14 protein-coding genes are annotated in these 15,956 nt (G+C 57.9%); 8 read left to right on the forward strand and 6 right to left on the reverse strand.

Going from position 1 to position 15,956, the window contains the following annotated elements; translation table 11 throughout:
- The first annotated feature begins 152 nt into the window (after window positions 1-152).
- From ACQZ45_RS20275 to ACQZ45_RS20310, 8 genes are all read left to right on the forward strand, one after another.
- Window positions 153-1,496, forward strand: a complete 1,344-nt coding sequence (locus tag ACQZ45_RS20275) for an extracellular solute-binding protein (protein WP_112959745.1) — start codon at window positions 153-155, stop codon at window positions 1,494-1,496.
- Window positions 1,497-1,571: 75 nt separating this feature from the next.
- Window positions 1,572-2,462, forward strand: coding sequence for a carbohydrate ABC transporter permease (locus ACQZ45_RS20280; RefSeq protein ID WP_003517818.1), 891 nt, complete (start codon window positions 1,572-1,574; stop codon window positions 2,460-2,462).
- Between the two features lie 10 nt (window positions 2,463-2,472).
- Window positions 2,473-3,360, forward strand: a complete 888-nt coding sequence (locus ACQZ45_RS20285) for an ABC transporter permease subunit (RefSeq protein ID WP_003517820.1) — start codon at window positions 2,473-2,475, stop codon at window positions 3,358-3,360.
- A 41-nt stretch (window positions 3,361-3,401) separates the two neighbouring features.
- On the forward strand, window positions 3,402-4,523 hold the full coding sequence (locus ACQZ45_RS20290; RefSeq protein WP_025595982.1) for a sn-glycerol-3-phosphate import ATP-binding protein UgpC: 1,122 nt from the start codon (window positions 3,402-3,404) through the stop codon (window positions 4,521-4,523).
- A gap of 453 nt (window positions 4,524-4,976) precedes the next feature.
- On the forward strand, window positions 4,977-6,305 hold the full coding sequence (locus tag ACQZ45_RS20295; protein WP_112959746.1) for an LLM class flavin-dependent oxidoreductase: 1,329 nt from the start codon (window positions 4,977-4,979) through the stop codon (window positions 6,303-6,305).
- A gap of 149 nt (window positions 6,306-6,454) precedes the next feature.
- Window positions 6,455-7,450, forward strand: a complete 996-nt coding sequence (locus ACQZ45_RS20300) for an aliphatic sulfonate ABC transporter substrate-binding protein (protein WP_112959747.1) — start codon at window positions 6,455-6,457, stop codon at window positions 7,448-7,450.
- Window positions 7,447-8,316, forward strand: coding sequence for an ABC transporter permease (locus tag ACQZ45_RS20305; protein WP_112959748.1), 870 nt, complete (start codon window positions 7,447-7,449; stop codon window positions 8,314-8,316). The genes ACQZ45_RS20300 and ACQZ45_RS20305 overlap by 4 nt, the downstream gene beginning before the upstream one ends.
- Window positions 8,313-9,047 carry an ABC transporter ATP-binding protein gene (locus tag ACQZ45_RS20310; RefSeq protein WP_112959749.1) on the forward strand — a complete coding sequence of 245 codons (735 nt, stop codon included), beginning with the start codon at window positions 8,313-8,315 and terminating at the stop codon, window positions 9,045-9,047. The genes ACQZ45_RS20305 and ACQZ45_RS20310 overlap by 4 nt, the downstream gene beginning before the upstream one ends.
- 25 nt (window positions 9,048-9,072) lie before the next feature.
- Here the strand turns inward: ACQZ45_RS20310 and ACQZ45_RS20315 are convergent, their stop codons facing one another.
- From ACQZ45_RS20315 to ACQZ45_RS20340, 6 genes are all read right to left on the reverse strand, one after another.
- Window positions 9,073-9,900 carry a carbohydrate ABC transporter permease gene (locus ACQZ45_RS20315; RefSeq protein ID WP_112959750.1) on the reverse strand — a complete coding sequence of 276 codons (828 nt, stop codon included), beginning with the start codon at window positions 9,898-9,900 and terminating at the stop codon, window positions 9,073-9,075.
- A complete protein-coding gene (locus tag ACQZ45_RS20320) occupies window positions 9,897-10,781 on the reverse strand; it encodes a carbohydrate ABC transporter permease (RefSeq protein ID WP_162724358.1) in 885 nt (294 codons plus the stop codon). Before ACQZ45_RS20320 ends, ACQZ45_RS20315 begins: the two co-directional genes overlap by 4 nt.
- A 67-nt stretch (window positions 10,782-10,848) precedes the next feature.
- A complete protein-coding gene (locus ACQZ45_RS20325; protein ID WP_113291897.1) occupies window positions 10,849-12,123 on the reverse strand; it encodes an extracellular solute-binding protein in 1,275 nt (424 codons plus the stop codon).
- 78 nt (window positions 12,124-12,201) lie between these two features.
- Window positions 12,202-13,275: an ABC transporter ATP-binding protein gene (locus tag ACQZ45_RS20330; RefSeq protein WP_003517841.1), complete on the reverse strand. Its 1,074-nt coding sequence runs from the start codon at window positions 13,273-13,275 to the stop codon at window positions 12,202-12,204.
- A 7-nt stretch (window positions 13,276-13,282) separates the two neighbouring features.
- Window positions 13,283-14,794, reverse strand: coding sequence for an arabinosylfuranosidase ArfA (arfA, locus tag ACQZ45_RS20335; protein ID WP_013761387.1), 1,512 nt, complete (start codon window positions 14,792-14,794; stop codon window positions 13,283-13,285).
- A gap of 122 nt (window positions 14,795-14,916) precedes the next feature.
- Complete coding sequence (locus tag ACQZ45_RS20340; RefSeq protein ID WP_019566450.1) at window positions 14,917-15,846, reverse strand: ArsR/SmtB family transcription factor; 930 nt, start codon at window positions 15,844-15,846, stop codon at window positions 14,917-14,919.
- Window positions 15,847-15,956 lie beyond the last annotated feature (110 nt).

Raw genomic sequence — 15,956 nt, forward strand, 5'->3', positions numbered from 1 at the left:
CCTATGCGTGCCTGTACCTTCACTCATCACAAAACGTTCAACAAAGTGTAAGCGATCCGTCAAAGACGGCTGCTAGCAGAGCCCGTGGCTTCGTGTTGGGGACGTGACGTCCTCGCCGGTCATGCCATTACTCCATCAACGGGGCTCAACTTATGAAATCTTCCGCTCTGACCTCTTTCGTGGCAGGCGTTGCCATTGCCGCCGCCTTCGGCGCCACGGCTGCCCACGCAGAAAAGACCAAATTCGAATTCTGGCACGGCCTTTCCGGCGATCTCGGCGACCGCGTTCAGGAAACCTGCAAGAAGTTCAACGACTCCCAGGCTGAATTCGAAATCGTCTGCACGTCGCAGAACGACTACGACGCCACGCTGCAGAACACCATTGCCGCCTACCGCGCCAAGAAGCAGCCCGCCATTACCCAGATCTACGATGCCGGCACGCTGGACATGATGTTGTCCAAGGCTTTCGTTCCCGCCAAGAAGCTGATGGCCGACAACGGCTACAAGATCGACTGGAACAACTATTTCCCCGGCATTGCCAATTATTATGCAACGGCTGACGGCGAGCTGAACTCCTTCCCCTACAACTCCTCCACTGCGGTCTTCTATTACAATGTCACCGCTTTCGAAAATGCCGGCATCACCTTCAAGCCCGACACATGGGAACAGGTTGAAGAAGCCGCCCGGAAGCTCAAGACGGCCGGTTTCGAATGCCCGCTGGCCTTTAATTTCGACACCTGGATGCTGATGGAACAGTTCTCTGCCATCCACAACCAGCCAATCGCCACCAAGGGCAACGGTTATCAGGGCCTCGACGCCGAACTGACGATCAACAAGACGAAGTTCGTTGATCAGGTCAAATTCTTCAAGAAGATGCAGGACGAGAAGCTGTTCGTCGTCAAGACCAAGCAGCTCGGCATGGATATCCTGCCCGCTTTCACCTCGCAGACCTGCCAGATGTTCATGTCCTCGATTGCCGGCCATGGCACCGTCGGCAAGACCATGCCTGAGGGCGTGAAGTGGGACGTCGCCATGCTGCCGATCTGGAAGGGCACCGAGCGCCACAACTCGCTGGTTGGCGGCGCTTCGCTCTGGGTCATGGCTGGTCGTCCGGAAGCTGAATACAAGGGTGCGGCCGCATTCCTAAACTTCATCGCGCAGCCTGATATGGTTGAGTGGTGGTCGACCGTTACCGGCTACATCCCGGTCACCAAGACCGGCTTCGACGCCATGAAGGCCAACGGCTTCTACGACAAGGCGCCCTACAAGGGCCGTGAAAAGGCAATCGAAAGCCTCACGTTTACGCCGCCTTCCGAATATACCCGCGGCATCCGCCTCGGCGGCTTCACGCAGATCCGCAAGGAAGTCTCGACCTCGCTCGAAGCCATCTTCATGCAGAACGCCGATATTCAGACCGAACTCGACAAGGCTGTCGAGCGCTCGAATGCCGGCCTGCGCCGCTTCGAAAAGACCTATGCCGGCGCCAAGCTGAACTAAGCGGTCCTTTTCGCCTGGGTTTGCCCGTCTCCGCGCGGGCAAACCCTTAATGCCATTTTCTGTTTCGGATATTTCATGGAAAAGCGCGCCGTTTTCAAAAGCACATGGTTGCCGCTGCTGTTCGCATTGCCGCAGCTGGCACTGATCCTCCTGTTCTTCTACTGGCCCGTGGCGGCGGTGATCAACTGGGCCTTCACCCTCCAGCCGCCCTTCGGCGGCGCGGCAGAATTCGTTGGTTTCGCCAATTTCCAGGAAGTCTTCTCTGATCCATTCTACTGGCATTCCGTTACCGTCAGCCTGATCTTCGCGACCGTCGGCCCCTTCGTCGCCATCCTCATCGGCCTCACCCTGGCGCTCTCCGTCGACCGCCAGCTTCCCGGCTCCGGATTTTTCCGGGTTCTGTATATCCTGCCCTTCGCCATCGCAGGTCCCGCCGCAGGCATGGCCTTCCGCTTCATCCTGTCGCCGGAACGCGGGTTGGCCGCTTCACTCAACGCCGCCTGGCCAGATATCTGGAACCCGGCGAAATACGGCGAACATGCACTGGCGCTCGTCATCGCCATCTTTATCTGGAAATGGGCGGGCTACACCTTCATCTTCCTGTTTGCCGGCCTGCAATCCGTGCCCCGTTCGCTGACGGAAGCTGCGGCGATGGATGGCTCCGGCCCGATCCGCCGCGCCATAGACATTCAGGTGCCGTTGCTCGCACCCACGCTGTTCTTCCTGATGGTGACGATGATGACCGAGGGTTTCGTCGGCCAGGACACGTTCGGCATCGTGCATTCGCTGACGGCGGGCGGCCCCAATCGCGCCACCGATGTGATGGTTTACCGCATCGTCACCGAGGCCTTCGAAGGGCTGAACTATTCCGGCGCCTCGGCACAAACCATCGTCCTCATCGGCCTCATCATGGTCTTCACCTTCATCCAGTTCCGCTTCATCGAGCGGCGCGTCCATTACAAGTGAGGCCTGAGAGATGATACAGCGCACGCCCTATGCCGACGCCTTTACCTACGTGGTCATGGTCGCGGGACTTCTGCTTCTTATCGGCCCCTTCATCGTGGTATTGGCAGGCGCCAGCCAGACGGTGCAGCAGGTGAACCACACGCCCTTCAGCTTCATGCCGCAGGGCGAGCTTTTCAAAAATCTCAGCACCGCCTGGAACCGCGCCAATCTGGGCAACGCCATGTTCAACAGCCTGGTGATGGCCTCGCTCGTCACAGCGGGCAAGGTAGCCCTTTCCGCTCTGACCGCCTTCGCCATCGTGTTTTTCCGCTCGCCGCTGAAACACCTGTTTTTCTGGTCCGTCTTCATCACGCTGATGCTGCCGCTCGAAATTCGCGCCGTTCCGACCTATGCCGTGGCAGCGGATGTGTTCCAGCCGTTCCGTTACCTTATAGCGCTGGTGAGCGGTGTCGAAGTCAACATCGAATGGAACCTGCTCAATTCCTATGCGGGCCTGTCGCTGCCGCTTGTCGCCACGGCCACCGGCACCTTTCTCTACCGGCAGTTTTTCATGACCCTACCTGATGAACTTGCGGAGGCGGCGCGCATGGATGGCTCCGGCCCCGTGCGTTTCTTTTTCGACGTGCTGCTGCCGCTCTCGCGCACCAACATGCTGGCCCTAACCACCATTCTCTTCGTCTCCTCGTGGAACCAGTATCTGTGGCCGCTGCTGATGGTCACCGACCCCTCCTACAAGACGGTGATGATGTCGTTGCGTGCCCTTTTGCCTTCGGAGGACGGCACGCCGGACTGGAACGTCACGCTTGCCGGTTCCCTCATCATCATCATGCCGCCGCTTCTCGTCGTGGCGTTCCTGCAACGCTGGTTCGTGCGCGGTCTAGTGTCATCCGACAAGTGACGACGCGACGCGTGGCTCTCAACAACAAGGTTCTTAATATCATGGCTCAGATCGATATTCGGCAGGTCCGCAAATCCTATGGCAAGACCCCGACCCTGCACGGCGTGGATCTCACTTTCGAAACCGGCGAATTCGTCGTCATCCTCGGCCCCTCGGGCTGCGGCAAGTCCACACTTCTGCGAATGATCGCTGGGCTGGAGGATATCACGTCAGGTGAAATCGCCATTGGCGGGCGCGTCGTCAACACGCTGGAGCCGCGCGAGCGCGGTTGCGCCATGGTGTTCCAGAACTACGCACTTTATCCGCATATGACGGTATCAGGCAATATCGGTTATGCGCTGAAGGTCGCAGGCGTTCCCAAGGCTGAACGTCTTCGCCGCATCGAGGAAACGGCCAAGATCGTTGGCCTTTCCGACTATCTCGAACGCAAGCCCGCCGCCCTTTCCGGTGGCCAGCGCCAGCGCGTGGCCATGGCCCGCGCAATCATCCGCGAACCGCAGGTATTCCTGTTCGATGAACCGCTGTCCAACCTCGATGCAAAGCTGCGTGTGACGATGCGCGCCGAAATCCGCAAACTGCACCAGCGCCTATCGGCCACCTCCGTCTTCGTCACCCATGATCAGGTGGAAGCCATGACGCTGGCCGACCGGCTGGTGGTGATGAACAAGGGCAATGTGGAGCAGGTCGGTCATCCGCTCGATATCTATCACCGCCCCGCCAGCACCTTCGTAGCCTCCTTCATCGGCTCACCGGCGATGAACCTGTTCAACACGCGGGTGGAGGTCGAATCTCCATCCGTCATGCTGGGCGGCCAGCCGGTGAAACTCTTCCCCGAGACCGCGCTGGAGCTGCGCGGGCGCGACGTGACAGTCGGCATTCGCCCTGAACAATGCCTGGTCAGCATCGAGGGTGCGGGCGTGCCCGCAACCGTGGACTTTGTAGAAGAGCTGGGCTCGGGCCGCATCGTACATGCGGAAATCGCCGGCGAAACTTTCTCCGCAGCCATAGGCGAAGATCTGTTGGTCAAACCCGGCCAGCGCATCCACTTCGAACTGCCCCCGGCCCACCTCCACTTTTTCGATCCGGCCACCGGCAAGCGCATCGAAACGGAGGGTGCCATCGAGACAACCCGCATCGGCAACGAAAAGCTGCTGGCAGTTTGATGGCGGACGTTTGAGCACGGATCAGTCCGGCGCGGTTTGGGGGTGTCCCAACCACGCCGGATCTCCAAACGACGTTTTCGATCTCGAACTACGATTTCGAAATCATCCAATACATTAGCTATATAGACCAATATTTTGAATTTACGACATTTTCTCATTTGAATCATTGCGCGAAATACGTCGAAATTTGCTTGGCGATCACAACGTGAAGCACATTGCTTGCCGGATATTACGTCAACACGATGAGGCAAACCCGTTGCAGGCAAAGCGATCTTGCGAAATGAATGATTTCAGGAAAAATCTTTCTGTTTGGAAATCATAATCGCAATAGTCTTTGCCGCACCGAGCCGCCAGCAAGGCTATCGTCGCGATGAGGACCGAGCCGGTCTTCGATCCTTGGCGGCCGACAGAGAAAACGCTCGGGTCAAAACTTCAACGAAAGAGTGAAGCCCAATGGCAAACGATCGCAAACTGCATCTCGGCGCCTTCATGCGGCCCGTCAGTCTTCACACGGGTGCGTGGCGTTATCCCGGATCCTTCCCGGACGCGAACTTCAATTTCGGCCATCTGGCGCGATTTGCGCAACAGCTTGAAGCCGCGAAATTCGATGCATTTTTCATGGCCGATCATCTGGCGGTGCTTAACATGCCGACGGAAGCACTGCGCCGCAGCCATACCGTCACGTCTTTCGAACCCTTCACCCTGCTTTCGGCGCTCGCCGCCGTCACCTCCCGCATCGGGCTGGTTGCCACCGCCTCCACAACATTCGATGAGCCCTACCACGTAGCGCGGCGTTTCGCCTCACTCGATCACCTCAGCAATGGTCGCGCCGGCTGGAACATCGTCACCACAGCAAATCCGGATGCGGCGCTTAATTTCGGCCGGGACGAACAGCCTGACCACACGGAGCGTTATGGAAGAGCGCGGGAATTTTACGACGTCGTTACCGGGCTGTGGGATTCCTTTTCCGATGATGCCTTTCTCCGGGATGTCGATAGCGGGTTGTTCTTCGACCCTGAAAAAATGCATGTGCTTAATCACAAGGGACCGGAATTTTCCGTGCGCGGTCCGCTCAATATAGCGCGTCCGGTGCAGGGCTGGCCCGTCATCGTTCAGGCCGGGGCTTCAGAGCCGGGGCGCCAGCTTGCAGCCGAAACTGCCGAGGTCGTTTTTGCGGCAACACCCACGCTTGCGGCGGGAAAAGCGTTCTACAGGGACGTCAAGGACAGAACCGTTGCGGCAGGCCGTTCCCGCGACGGCATTGTCATCCTGCCGGGCGCTTTCGTTCTGGTCGGCGATAGCGTGGAAGAAGCCAAGGCCAAACGCGCCAGGCTCGACAGCCTCGTCCATTATGAAAGCGCGATAGCCTCGCTTTCGATTGCGCTCGGCCACGATGCTTCGAGTTTCGATCCCGATGGCCCCTTGCCTGACATTCCCGAAACCAATGCAAGCAAATCCAGCCGCGAGAGGGTGATCGAACTTGCAAGGAGCGAGGGGCTGACGGTGCGCCAGCTGGCGCAGCGGCTGGGTGGCTATGGGGGTCTCGCATTTGTCGGCACGGCAAAAACCATCGCCGACGAGATGGAACAATGGCTATACGAAGAGGGGTCGGATGGCTTCAACGTCACCTTCCCGTTCCTGCCTGCCGGACTTGACGATTTCACGACCCTGCTTGTGCCCGAACTGCAAAGGCGCGGCCTGTTCCGAAAGGACTATGAGGGACCGACATTGCGCGATCATCTCGGTTTGCAACGTCCGGCCAATCGTTTTTTCCCTGAATAACGCGCCGTCGCGCCGATCCGGCCAGCGGTAGGGAGATTTTCCACGCCCGCCCTGAAGTTTGGGATGAGGTTCCAGAAGGCTGGATTGACGTCATAAACGCCTGCCCATACCCTTTAAATACACAAATTACATAAATTAGGTACACTATTATGAAGGCTAAACATTCTCGCCGCCAGATCCTGAAACTCAGCATTGCCGGGGCTCTCGCAGCACCCTTTGCCACGGGCAGCGCGCAGGCCCAGAGCTCACAGGAGTTTCCTGCTGAGCTGAAGCTGGATTGGGGATTTTACTCCTCACACACGCTGCTGATAAAGAACAAGGGCTGGCTTGAGGAAGCGTTCAAGGATGTCGGCACCAAGATCACCTGGGTACAATCCCGCGGAAGCAACAATTCGCTCGAATTCCTGAAGGTCGGCTCGACGGATTTTGCCGGTTCGGCAGCACTTTCCGCGTTTCTGGCCCGCGCCAATGGTGTGCCGCTGAAGGTGATCTATGTGGCAAGCTGGGGTGGTTCTTCCATCATACAGGTTCGCCCGGATTCGCCGGTCAAGACCGTCGCCGATCTCAAGGGCAAAACCATTGCGGTCACCAAGGGTACCGCGCCCTATTTCACCCTCCTGCGCGCCCTTGCCCAAAACAAGCTTTCGATCGATGACCTCAAGGTCGTGAACCTGCAGCATCCGGAAGGATTCAACGCGCTTCAGCAGGGACAGGTTGATGCATGGGTCGGCATCGATCCACACACATCCCAGGCAGAACTTGCCGGTGACAGGGCGATTTTCGATGAGCGTAGCTGGCGCGACGGCAGCGTCTTCAGCGTTTCCGAGGAGTTTCTGGCGAAATACCCGAAAGCGGTCGAACGCCTCCTCGGTGTCTGGGTCGAGACACAAAGATGGATCCGTGAAAACAACGGCGAATTCATCGATTTCGTCACGAAGGTCACCGGAAACGATCCCCAGATCACCAAGCTGACGATCGAAAAGCGCGACTGGAAGGATCCAGTTCCGGGCGAGGAACTGCTGAACTCGATCCGTATCGTGACCCCGTTGCTTGGCGACGATGTGCTGCGTCCTGGCGTCAATGTCGACAGCGTCCTTTCGTCGCTGATCGATCCGGCACCGGCGAAAAAGGCGCTGGGAGCATGAATTCTCATCCGCGCGAATTTCAGCGCGTGAAGCAGACTACGAAACAACTCCCTGCCCGACTGCCGTTCGTGCAAATAGTGGGGAATTTCCTGGGACGGTTCGACCTGCGCGGCGCGATCGTGCCGGTCGGCTCATTGTTGCTGCTGGAATTCTTTGTGCGCGTGGGCTGGGTAAGCCCCTATGTGCTGCCGCCGCCCTCCGAGCTTTACGACACGTTTCTAAGGCTCGCCGAGGGTCCTTTGTGGACGAATGTCGCAGCCAGTACCGCACGTGTCTTCGTCGGCTTCGTCATTGGCTCCCTTCTTGCAATCGTCGTCGGTTCGCTGGTCGGGCTGGTCGTTGCCGCCGAGCGTTATATTGAACCGACGTTTCAGGCGCTACGCGCGGTTCCGAGCCTCGCCTGGGTGCCGCTGCTGATGATCTGGTTCGGCATTGGCGAAACCTCGAAAATCGTACTGATCGCCAAAAGCGCGTTTTTCCCTGTTTATCTCAACCTCTTCTCCGGCATCAGGAATGTCGACCGCAAGTTGGTGGAAGTGGGCGAGATGTATCGCCAGCCGCTGCCAGTGCTGGTTTGGCGGATTTTCATTCCCGCCTCCTTGCCGCATCTGTTCACGGGCTTGCGTTACGGCCTGTCGCTGGCCTGGCTGAGCGTTGTCGCAGCGGAACTTCTGGCGGCCTCCGAGGGCATCGGCTACATGCTTTCCGATGGGCGCGAACTCTCCCGACCCGATCTGGTGATGATAGCGATTATCTGCCTTGCCGTCCTCGGCAAGATTTCCGACAGCCTCTTCAAGATAGTCGAGGAACGTTGCCTCAGATGGCGCGACACTTATCCCCTTCAGCAAGGAGGGCGCCTGCGATGAGTTTGCTCAATGTCGATGTTCGCGAAAAAGCCTTCGGAGACACGGTTGTCCTTCAGGATATTCACCTGACGCTCGGCGATGGTGAAGCGGCGGTTCTTCTCGGACCAAGTGGGTGTGGGAAAAGCACCTTGCTGCGCATCGCCGCCGGCCTCGATCGGCATTTCTCAGGCGCTGTGAAGGTTCAGCAGGCAAAGGAAGTTCAGGCATCGGACTCACCGCCCATCGCCTTTGTCTTTCAGGAACCCCGCCTGATGCCGTGGCTGACAGTTGCCGAAAACATCGGTTATGCGGCCGGCAAGAAATATGATGTCGAGCGGGTAGAAGGACTGATCAACGATGTGGGCTTGAGCGGCCATGGCAGCGCGTTACCGAAAGCCCTTTCAGGCGGCATGGCGCAGCGTGTCGCCATAGCAAGAGCGCTCTATACCCGGCCGCGCATCTTGCTGCTCGACGAACCCTTCAGCGCGGTCGATGCTTTCACGCGGATGAGATTGCAGGACCTAGTTCTGAAACTCGTCGAACAGCGCGGCATTTCCTTCCTGCTCGTCACCCACGATATTGACGAGGCGCTTTATCTCGGTGACCGCATTTACATGATGGGTGCCCATGACGGCCGTATCCAGCAGCGGATAGAAGTGGACGAGCCGCGCCCGCGCGACAGAAGGTCGCCGCAACTCGCCACCCTCAAGAACGAGGTGCTGACTGCCCTGCACAACGCCCACGTCATCTGACTGGCGCCGGCATCTTTCGCCGCCCTCACCCTTTCACGCCGGACGAAATCATGATGGCTTCCGTCACGCGTCGCTGGAAGATGATGTAGGCGACGATGACCGGCAGCGCCGCCAGCATGGCAATCGCCATCAGGCGTGCATAAACGATGCCGAAGGTGTCGTTGACCTGCGTGATGCCGACGGGGATCGTCATCATGTTTTCGGACGTGATGACGAGGAAAGGCCAGAAGAAGGCATTCCACACCGTAATGAAGGTCACGATCGCCATGGCGGTCGTAATGCCCCAGTTCAGCGGCAGAAACACCTTGAACAGGATCGTGTATTCGCCGCCACCATCCAGAACCACCGCCTCCCGCATCTCCTTGGGCACGCTGTCGAAGAACTGCTTGTAGACGATGATGACGATTGGCGTGATCAGCTGCGGCAGGATGATGCCCGCCCAGGTATTGATGAGGTTGAGGTTCTTCATCAGGATGAACTGTGTCACGACAAGCGTCTGCGCGGGCACCATGAAACTCGCGAGCACGATGCCATAGAGCAGTCGCCGTCCCGGAAAGCGGATCTGCGATAGCGCATAGGCGCATAACATCGAAATGATGAGCACAGAGACCGTGACGATCGCGGCAGTGCCAATGGAATTCACGTACCAGGTCAACAGCCGCGTATTGAAGATGGCATTCACATAGGCACCAAGCTGGAACTCATCAGGCAGTAGCGACGTGTTGCCCGCAACATTCTCGTCCGAGCGCAACGACGTCACGAACCCCCAGTAAAGCGGGAAAATCCATACCAGTGCTGCCGAAAATGTCAGCAGGGTCAGGACGACGTTCTCAAGTCTTTTGGTCAGGCTCATGAATTCCTCCGGATGCGTAGCAACTGGAACTGGAGAACGGATACGATGACGATCAACAGGAAGAGCACGGTCGCCACGGCCGATGCATAACCGCCATTGTTCATCTGGAAGGCTTCCCGGTAGACCTTGAGGAGAAGCACGAAACTGGAATTGAAGGGTCCGCCGCCGCTCAAGAGGTAGATCTGGTCGAATATCTTCAGTTGCAGGATCAATTGCAGCGTCAGGATCAGCGCGGTCACCGGCCACAGAAGCGGCCATGTGACGCGCCGAAACTTTTGCCATGTCGTTGCGCCATCAAGAGCTGCGGCCTCATAAAGCTCGGTCGGAATGTTTCGCAAGCCGGCAATGAAGAGCAGAACGTTAAAACCGTTCGTCCACCAGATGGTGACGACAGCGACCATCGGCATGACCCAATTGGGGTTCTTGAAAACCGCGACGGGTTTGCCCGCCAGCAACGAAATGACCGGTTGGAGAATGCCGAACTGCAGGTCGAGCATCCAGGCCCAGATCTCAGTGACGACCGAAACCGGCAGGACATAAGGCAGGAAAAACAGGCTCATGGCGATTGTCTGCTTGATGCCGGACAATCGGCTGACCGCAAGCGCAATCAACAGGGCGATGAGCGTTGTTGGCACCACCGTCAGCAGCACGAAATAGCCGTTATTCTTGAGCGAGGTGACGAACAGGCGGTCGCTCAGCAATTTTATGTAGTTCTGCAGGCCGACCCAGTTGCCGTCGCCGATAAGCGGCGCATCCGTGAAGCTGATGCGTATCATCTCGATCAGGGGGTAAAGAAAGAACGTGGCGAAGACCACGATGAATGGCGTCACCATCGACAGTGCGATCAGCGACTTCTTGCGCCGGTTTTCAATCATAGCCATGGAATGCCTCCGGGACCTCCCGCATTGCACGCTGCCCTCCGGCTGACAGCCAGAGGGCAGTCTCGGATTACTTGAGCTTGCCCTGAAGCTCGGACTTGATCTGCTCGACCGCATCCGCGCCGCTCATGTAGCCCTGGATGGCCGGAGCGATGATATTAAGCGCCGCATCGTAAGCGGGTGAGGCAACTCCGGTAATCGTGGTCTTCGGATCGAACACTGCCGCCTCCGCCAGCGAGGCATATGTGGCATTCGGCTGCATCGCCTTGTATTCGCTGCTTTCGGTGATCGATTTATAGGCCGGAATATGCCCCGCATCGGCCCAGCTGATGGCGTGTTTTTCCATCCAGCCAATAACCGTCATGACAGCGGCGCGTTTCTCGCCGGAAACAGTCTTGTCACCCTGGTTGGGGATCGCAAAGGCGTGCGAATCCGCCCAGGTGGCGCGCTTGCCCATGAAAGGCGGAACTTCCACAGCGCTCCATTTGAAGCCGAGCTTGCCGTTCTTTTCCAGATCCTTGTAGGTCGGAACTTCCCAGACGCCATTAAGCTGGAAGGCAGATTTGCCAGCGGAGAAGAGAGCAACGGACGCCGGATATTCCGCCTGCTCGGGCGCCCATCCGTTTTCCCGCCATTTCGACATGGTATCGATCGCCTTGGCAGCCTTTTCCGCATTGTCGCCGGCAAGCACCTCGTTATTGGTGACCAGTTCGCCGCCCTGTTGTGAGAACAGTGTATAAAAGACACGCCAGACACCGGCTTCGCCACCCGACTGATAGGTAACCGGCGTCTGAACGCCCTTGTCCTTCGCCCAGGCCAGCGCCTTTTCGAAATCCTCCATCGTCTTGATACCGTTCAACTTACCCTCGGCATCGAGATAGGGAGACCCTTTCAGAAGATCGGCGTTGTAGTAGAGAATAAGGGCATGGATATCAAACGGCACCGCATAAAGCTTGCCGTCATGGGTTGCTGCCTCGACGGGTGCGCTGAAAAAGTCGCCGGTCTTCAACCCGGCATCATCAAGGTCTTTTGTGGTAATTTCGCTCAATACTTTTTCATCAAGGCCGAGCGGCGCGCGCGACAGGTGATAGGTCATGACATCGGGCCCCTCACCCACGGCGGACGCCGTGCGTACCTTGGTATAGAACGGAACGCCCCACTCTAGCGTCGTTCCCTTGATCTGAATGTCAGGGTGTTCCTTGTTGAAGGCAGCAATCAGCGCTTTCATGCGCACACCGTCGCCGCCCGACAGAAAGTCCCACCAGACGATATCCTGCTTCGCCAGTGCCGGCAGGGCGCTCAGGCCCAGAACCGTACCAACAAGCAATGTCTTGATCAGTCGCATCGTTCACTCCTCCCGTTTGTTGGAAACACCCCGTTCAAGGGGCGGTCTACTACTGCATCGAAAGGCGCCTCCTCGCGCCTATCGCAACCTTTTGCCGTCGCTGCCGAAAACCATGATGTGATCGGGCGAAGCACTCAGTGAGACTGACCGGCCATCCAGCCGCTCGCGCGAGCCCTGCCGCTGCACGACAAGTTCTTTCCCGGCACGCGTTCGGGTATAGAGATAGGAAAGGTCGCCAAGCTCCTCCGCCACCTCGACATTGACAGGCAAAGCACCCTCTTGCGTGATCACCAGATGCTCGGGCCTTATGCCGATTTCGACCCGCTGACCGGGGGAAACCGGATGCGAAAGCCGGGCTTCGAGGTGCTTTTCACCACCTTCAGGCGTAAGCGTCACGATACCGTCCCGCTGCCCGACGATGTCGGCAGCAAGGAAATTCATCGCGGGCGATCCGATGAAGCCAGCGACGAAACGATTGTCCGGATCGTCGTAAAGGGTGAGCGGCGCGCCGGCCTGTTGCACGATGCCGCCCTTCAGCACGAAAATCTTGTCCGCAAGCGTCATGGCCTCCACCTGGTCATGCGTGACGTAGATCATCGTGGCGCCGAGCTTGCGGTGAAGCCGGGTCAGTTCCAGCCGCATCTGCACGCGCAGTTCCGCATCCAGGTTCGACAGGGGTTCATCGAAGAGAAACACCTTCGGCTGTCGCACGATCGCGCGGCCTATGGCCACGCGCTGCCTCTGGCCGCCGGAAAGCTGCGATGGCTTCTTGTGCAGATTGTCCTCGAGCTGGAGGATGCGGGCAGCTTCCCCCACTCTCTCATTCACCTCCGCTTTCGGCCGGCGGGCGAGACGCAGGCTGAAAGCCATGTTCTCGAACACCGTCAGATGCGGGTAAAGCGCATAATTCTGGAAGACCATGGCAACGCCGCGATCCGCCGGCTCGACAGCGGTGACGTCGCGCTCGTCGATGGCGATGTGACCGCCGCTGGTTTCCTCAAGACCGGCGATCATGCGCAACAGGGTGGATTTTCCGCAACCGGATGGCCCCACGAAAACCGCGAAGCTGCCCGTCGGAATCTCCATCGAAACGTCCCGGATGGCTGCAAAGGAGCCGAAGGACTTGGCGATATTGCTGAGACGGACACCCATCACCGCCTCACTGAACCTTCACGCGCAGAACATGATAGGACAGCGCCGGCACAGAGCCTTTGAGCGCCCCATCCTCGACACCAATGCCGCTGCCCGGCACCGGCACGACGCGGTCGGGTTGATCCGGACCGTTGCCGATCCTCAGATCATATCCCGCCATGGAAAGATGCAGGCTGAGTGACACAGGCGAAAAGCCGGTGAGACCGACATTGAGCTCTGCTGCTTCGGTCAGATGACGATTGAGGACAAACAGCGTCACCACGCCCTCGTCCTCATCAAACACGCCGGCGACATCGAGATATTTGACGTCATCGGCCGCGTTGCAATCGTAGGTCGGGCAATCGACGGCAATGTTCAGTGCAACGCCACGACCATAAAGCGAGGCGAACTGATAGGGATAATAGATGGTCTGGCGCCATGCCGGTCCGTTCTTTTCAGCGCGAATGGGGGCGATGACATTGACGAGCTGGGCAATGCAGGCGATGCGCACCCTGTCCGAGCGACGGATGAACTCGTTGAGCAACCCGGCCACGAAGAGAGCATCCTCGAAATTGTAGGTCTCCTCCAGAAGTGCAGGCGCTTCCGGCCAGTCCCAGCTCTTGATGCGTTTACCGTCGTCTTCGCGGATATGGTACCAGACATTCCACTCGTCGAAGCAGATGGAGACATCGTTCTTGGCGCGCTTCTTGGCTTTCACGTAATCGATGACACCGGCGATAGTCTGAATGTAACGCCCTGTTTCTTCGATCTTGCCGAAGTAATTCAGCGTGTCGCGGCTGTTATTGCCGAAATATTTATGCAGCGAGATGTGGTCCACATTCTCGTAGCATTCTTCCAGCACCTCGCGCTCCCATTCGGGATAGGTCGGCATGCCGTCGTTGGAACTTCCGCAGACGATTGCCTCGATGGTGGGGTCGAAACCCTTGAAGGCTTTCGCGGTTTCGTTTGCCAGCCGGCCATACTCCACCGCCGTCTTGTGGCCAATCTGCCAGGGGCCGTCCATCTCGTTGCCGAGGCACCACATCTTCACGCCATGCGGCTTTTCGGCGCCGTGGCTGCGGCGAAGGTCGCTAAGCTCGGTGCCGCCGGGGAAATTCACGTATTCGAGAAAGTTGCGGGCATCATCCAGACCACGGGAACCGAGGTTGACGGCGAGCATCATCTCGATGCCTGCCATCGACGCCCAGTCTGCGAACTCGTTGACGCCGATCTGGTTGGTTTCCTTGGAGCGCCATGCAAGATCAAGCCGCACGGGCCGTTTGTCACGGGGGCCGATGCCGTCTTCCCAGCGATAGGCCGAAACGAAGTTGCCGCCGGGATAACGGATCGCCGGAATCTTCAGATCCTGCACGAATTTCAGCACATCCTTGCGAAAACCGTTTTCATCCGCCTGCGGATGGCCGGGCTCGTAAATCCCGCCATAGATCGCCCGCCCCATATGTTCGATGAAGGCGGAATATAGGCGATCGTCGATACGCCCAATCCGGAAGTCCCGGTGGACTGAAACCCGCGCTTTCATAGGCTCTCCTCCCATGCGCATTTATATCTTAAAATATGATATAAACCATATTTCATAATATAGTTGCCAATGGAAGCCGCGCCTGTCAACCGCGAAAATCATACTTTATGAAATTGGCCCGATCAGTCTGCGGTGCGCAGACGCAATACGATGTCCTGATCGTAATTCCCAAAACCCCGGCCGAAGATGTTGAGCCCGCCCGGATGCTTTGCATCCGCCTTTACCTCGATCCGCAAGCGGATTGAGCGGTGGCTGGACAGATCTATATCCGCAAGCGTCACATCGGAAATGCGCGTACCATCGACATAGGTTCCCTGGGCAGTAATGCGCCAGGTTTTGAGCATTCCATACTGCGAGCCGGACAGTTTCCACCAGTCGGGCGTAAACGTACCCCGCTTGTCGCCGAAATCGCCGGGCGAGGTCCAGACCCCGATCTCCTTGCCGTTGACGGAGAGGGTAATGTCTGACGGCCAGTTGCTGTGCGTTCCTGGCACCTCGGAACTGACCTCCATCGAAAACTCGACTTCCTCGACGTTTCGGCCCTGAATCTTGGCATTATTGGGGAATTGATACTCGACGTGACCCGATGTGAACCACAAAAGTGCAGTCTTCATGCGGTCGGGATCCATGAAGGTATCAGGGACATCCAGAAGTCCGATAATGCCCTCCGGCGAACAGATGCCGCAAGGCGCCGTCACCGAACTCTGCGTATAGAGGCCGAGCGGCATGGCGACGGCAATGTAGTTGGATACAGCCGGCGTCTCGGGGCTTCGAAACGAAACGATAAGCTCGTCGCAGGTCGCAAAACAGATTTTCTGGCTGCCCTTGCGCGCCTTGCGCGTTTCGGTTCGCAGCAGCCCCGCCTCTTCAAGAACGGTCACACCGGCCGACACGGTGGACTGGGGAAGGTCCAGCCTCTGCGCGATCTCGTTGACATTGAGACCGTTGGCCTCGTGCAGCAGCTTCAATATCTGCACACGGATCAGCGACGCCGCCGCCTTCAAAACATCGAATTCTTTTTCAGCGTCAATAAGTAGGAAATTGGGAGCCATTGTCTAATCTTCAGATTTAGCGATCTAGATCAGAATTTCTGGCTTAAATATTTTATGCTGTCCAGCATTGTTTGTCGTGTCGATATATTCAAAGTCAGGCACGCAAGGAA

Source organism: Agrobacterium sp. 16-2014-1-2a, from assembly GCF_053522705.1.

Excerpts from the sequence above, each read along its gene's own strand:
- ACQZ45_RS20275 (WP_112959745.1), top strand. The coding sequence starts at position 153 with ATGAAATCTTCCGCTCTGACCTCTTTCGTGGCAGGCGTTGCCATTGCC.
- ACQZ45_RS20280 (WP_003517818.1), top strand. The coding sequence starts at position 1,572 with ATGGAAAAGCGCGCCGTTTTCAAAAGCACATGGTTGCCGCTGCTGTTC.
- ACQZ45_RS20285 (WP_003517820.1), top strand. The coding sequence starts at position 2,473 with ATGATACAGCGCACGCCCTATGCCGACGCCTTTACCTACGTGGTCATG.
- ACQZ45_RS20290 (WP_025595982.1), top strand. The coding sequence starts at position 3,402 with ATGGCTCAGATCGATATTCGGCAGGTCCGCAAATCCTATGGCAAGACC.
- ACQZ45_RS20295 (WP_112959746.1), top strand. The coding sequence starts at position 4,977 with ATGGCAAACGATCGCAAACTGCATCTCGGCGCCTTCATGCGGCCCGTC.
- ACQZ45_RS20300 (WP_112959747.1), top strand. The coding sequence starts at position 6,455 with ATGAAGGCTAAACATTCTCGCCGCCAGATCCTGAAACTCAGCATTGCC.
- ACQZ45_RS20305 (WP_112959748.1), top strand. The coding sequence starts at position 7,447 with ATGAATTCTCATCCGCGCGAATTTCAGCGCGTGAAGCAGACTACGAAA.
- ACQZ45_RS20310 (WP_112959749.1), top strand. The coding sequence starts at position 8,313 with ATGAGTTTGCTCAATGTCGATGTTCGCGAAAAAGCCTTCGGAGACACG.
- ACQZ45_RS20315 (WP_112959750.1), bottom strand. The coding sequence starts at position 9,900 with ATGAGCCTGACCAAAAGACTTGAGAACGTCGTCCTGACCCTGCTGACA.
- ACQZ45_RS20320 (WP_162724358.1), bottom strand. The coding sequence starts at position 10,781 with ATGGCTATGATTGAAAACCGGCGCAAGAAGTCGCTGATCGCACTGTCG.
- ACQZ45_RS20325 (WP_113291897.1), bottom strand. The coding sequence starts at position 12,123 with ATGCGACTGATCAAGACATTGCTTGTTGGTACGGTTCTGGGCCTGAGC.
- ACQZ45_RS20330 (WP_003517841.1), bottom strand. The coding sequence starts at position 13,275 with ATGGGTGTCCGTCTCAGCAATATCGCCAAGTCCTTCGGCTCCTTTGCA.
- arfA (WP_013761387.1), bottom strand. The coding sequence starts at position 14,794 with ATGAAAGCGCGGGTTTCAGTCCACCGGGACTTCCGGATTGGGCGTATC.
- ACQZ45_RS20340 (WP_019566450.1), bottom strand. The coding sequence starts at position 15,846 with ATGGCTCCCAATTTCCTACTTATTGACGCTGAAAAAGAATTCGATGTT.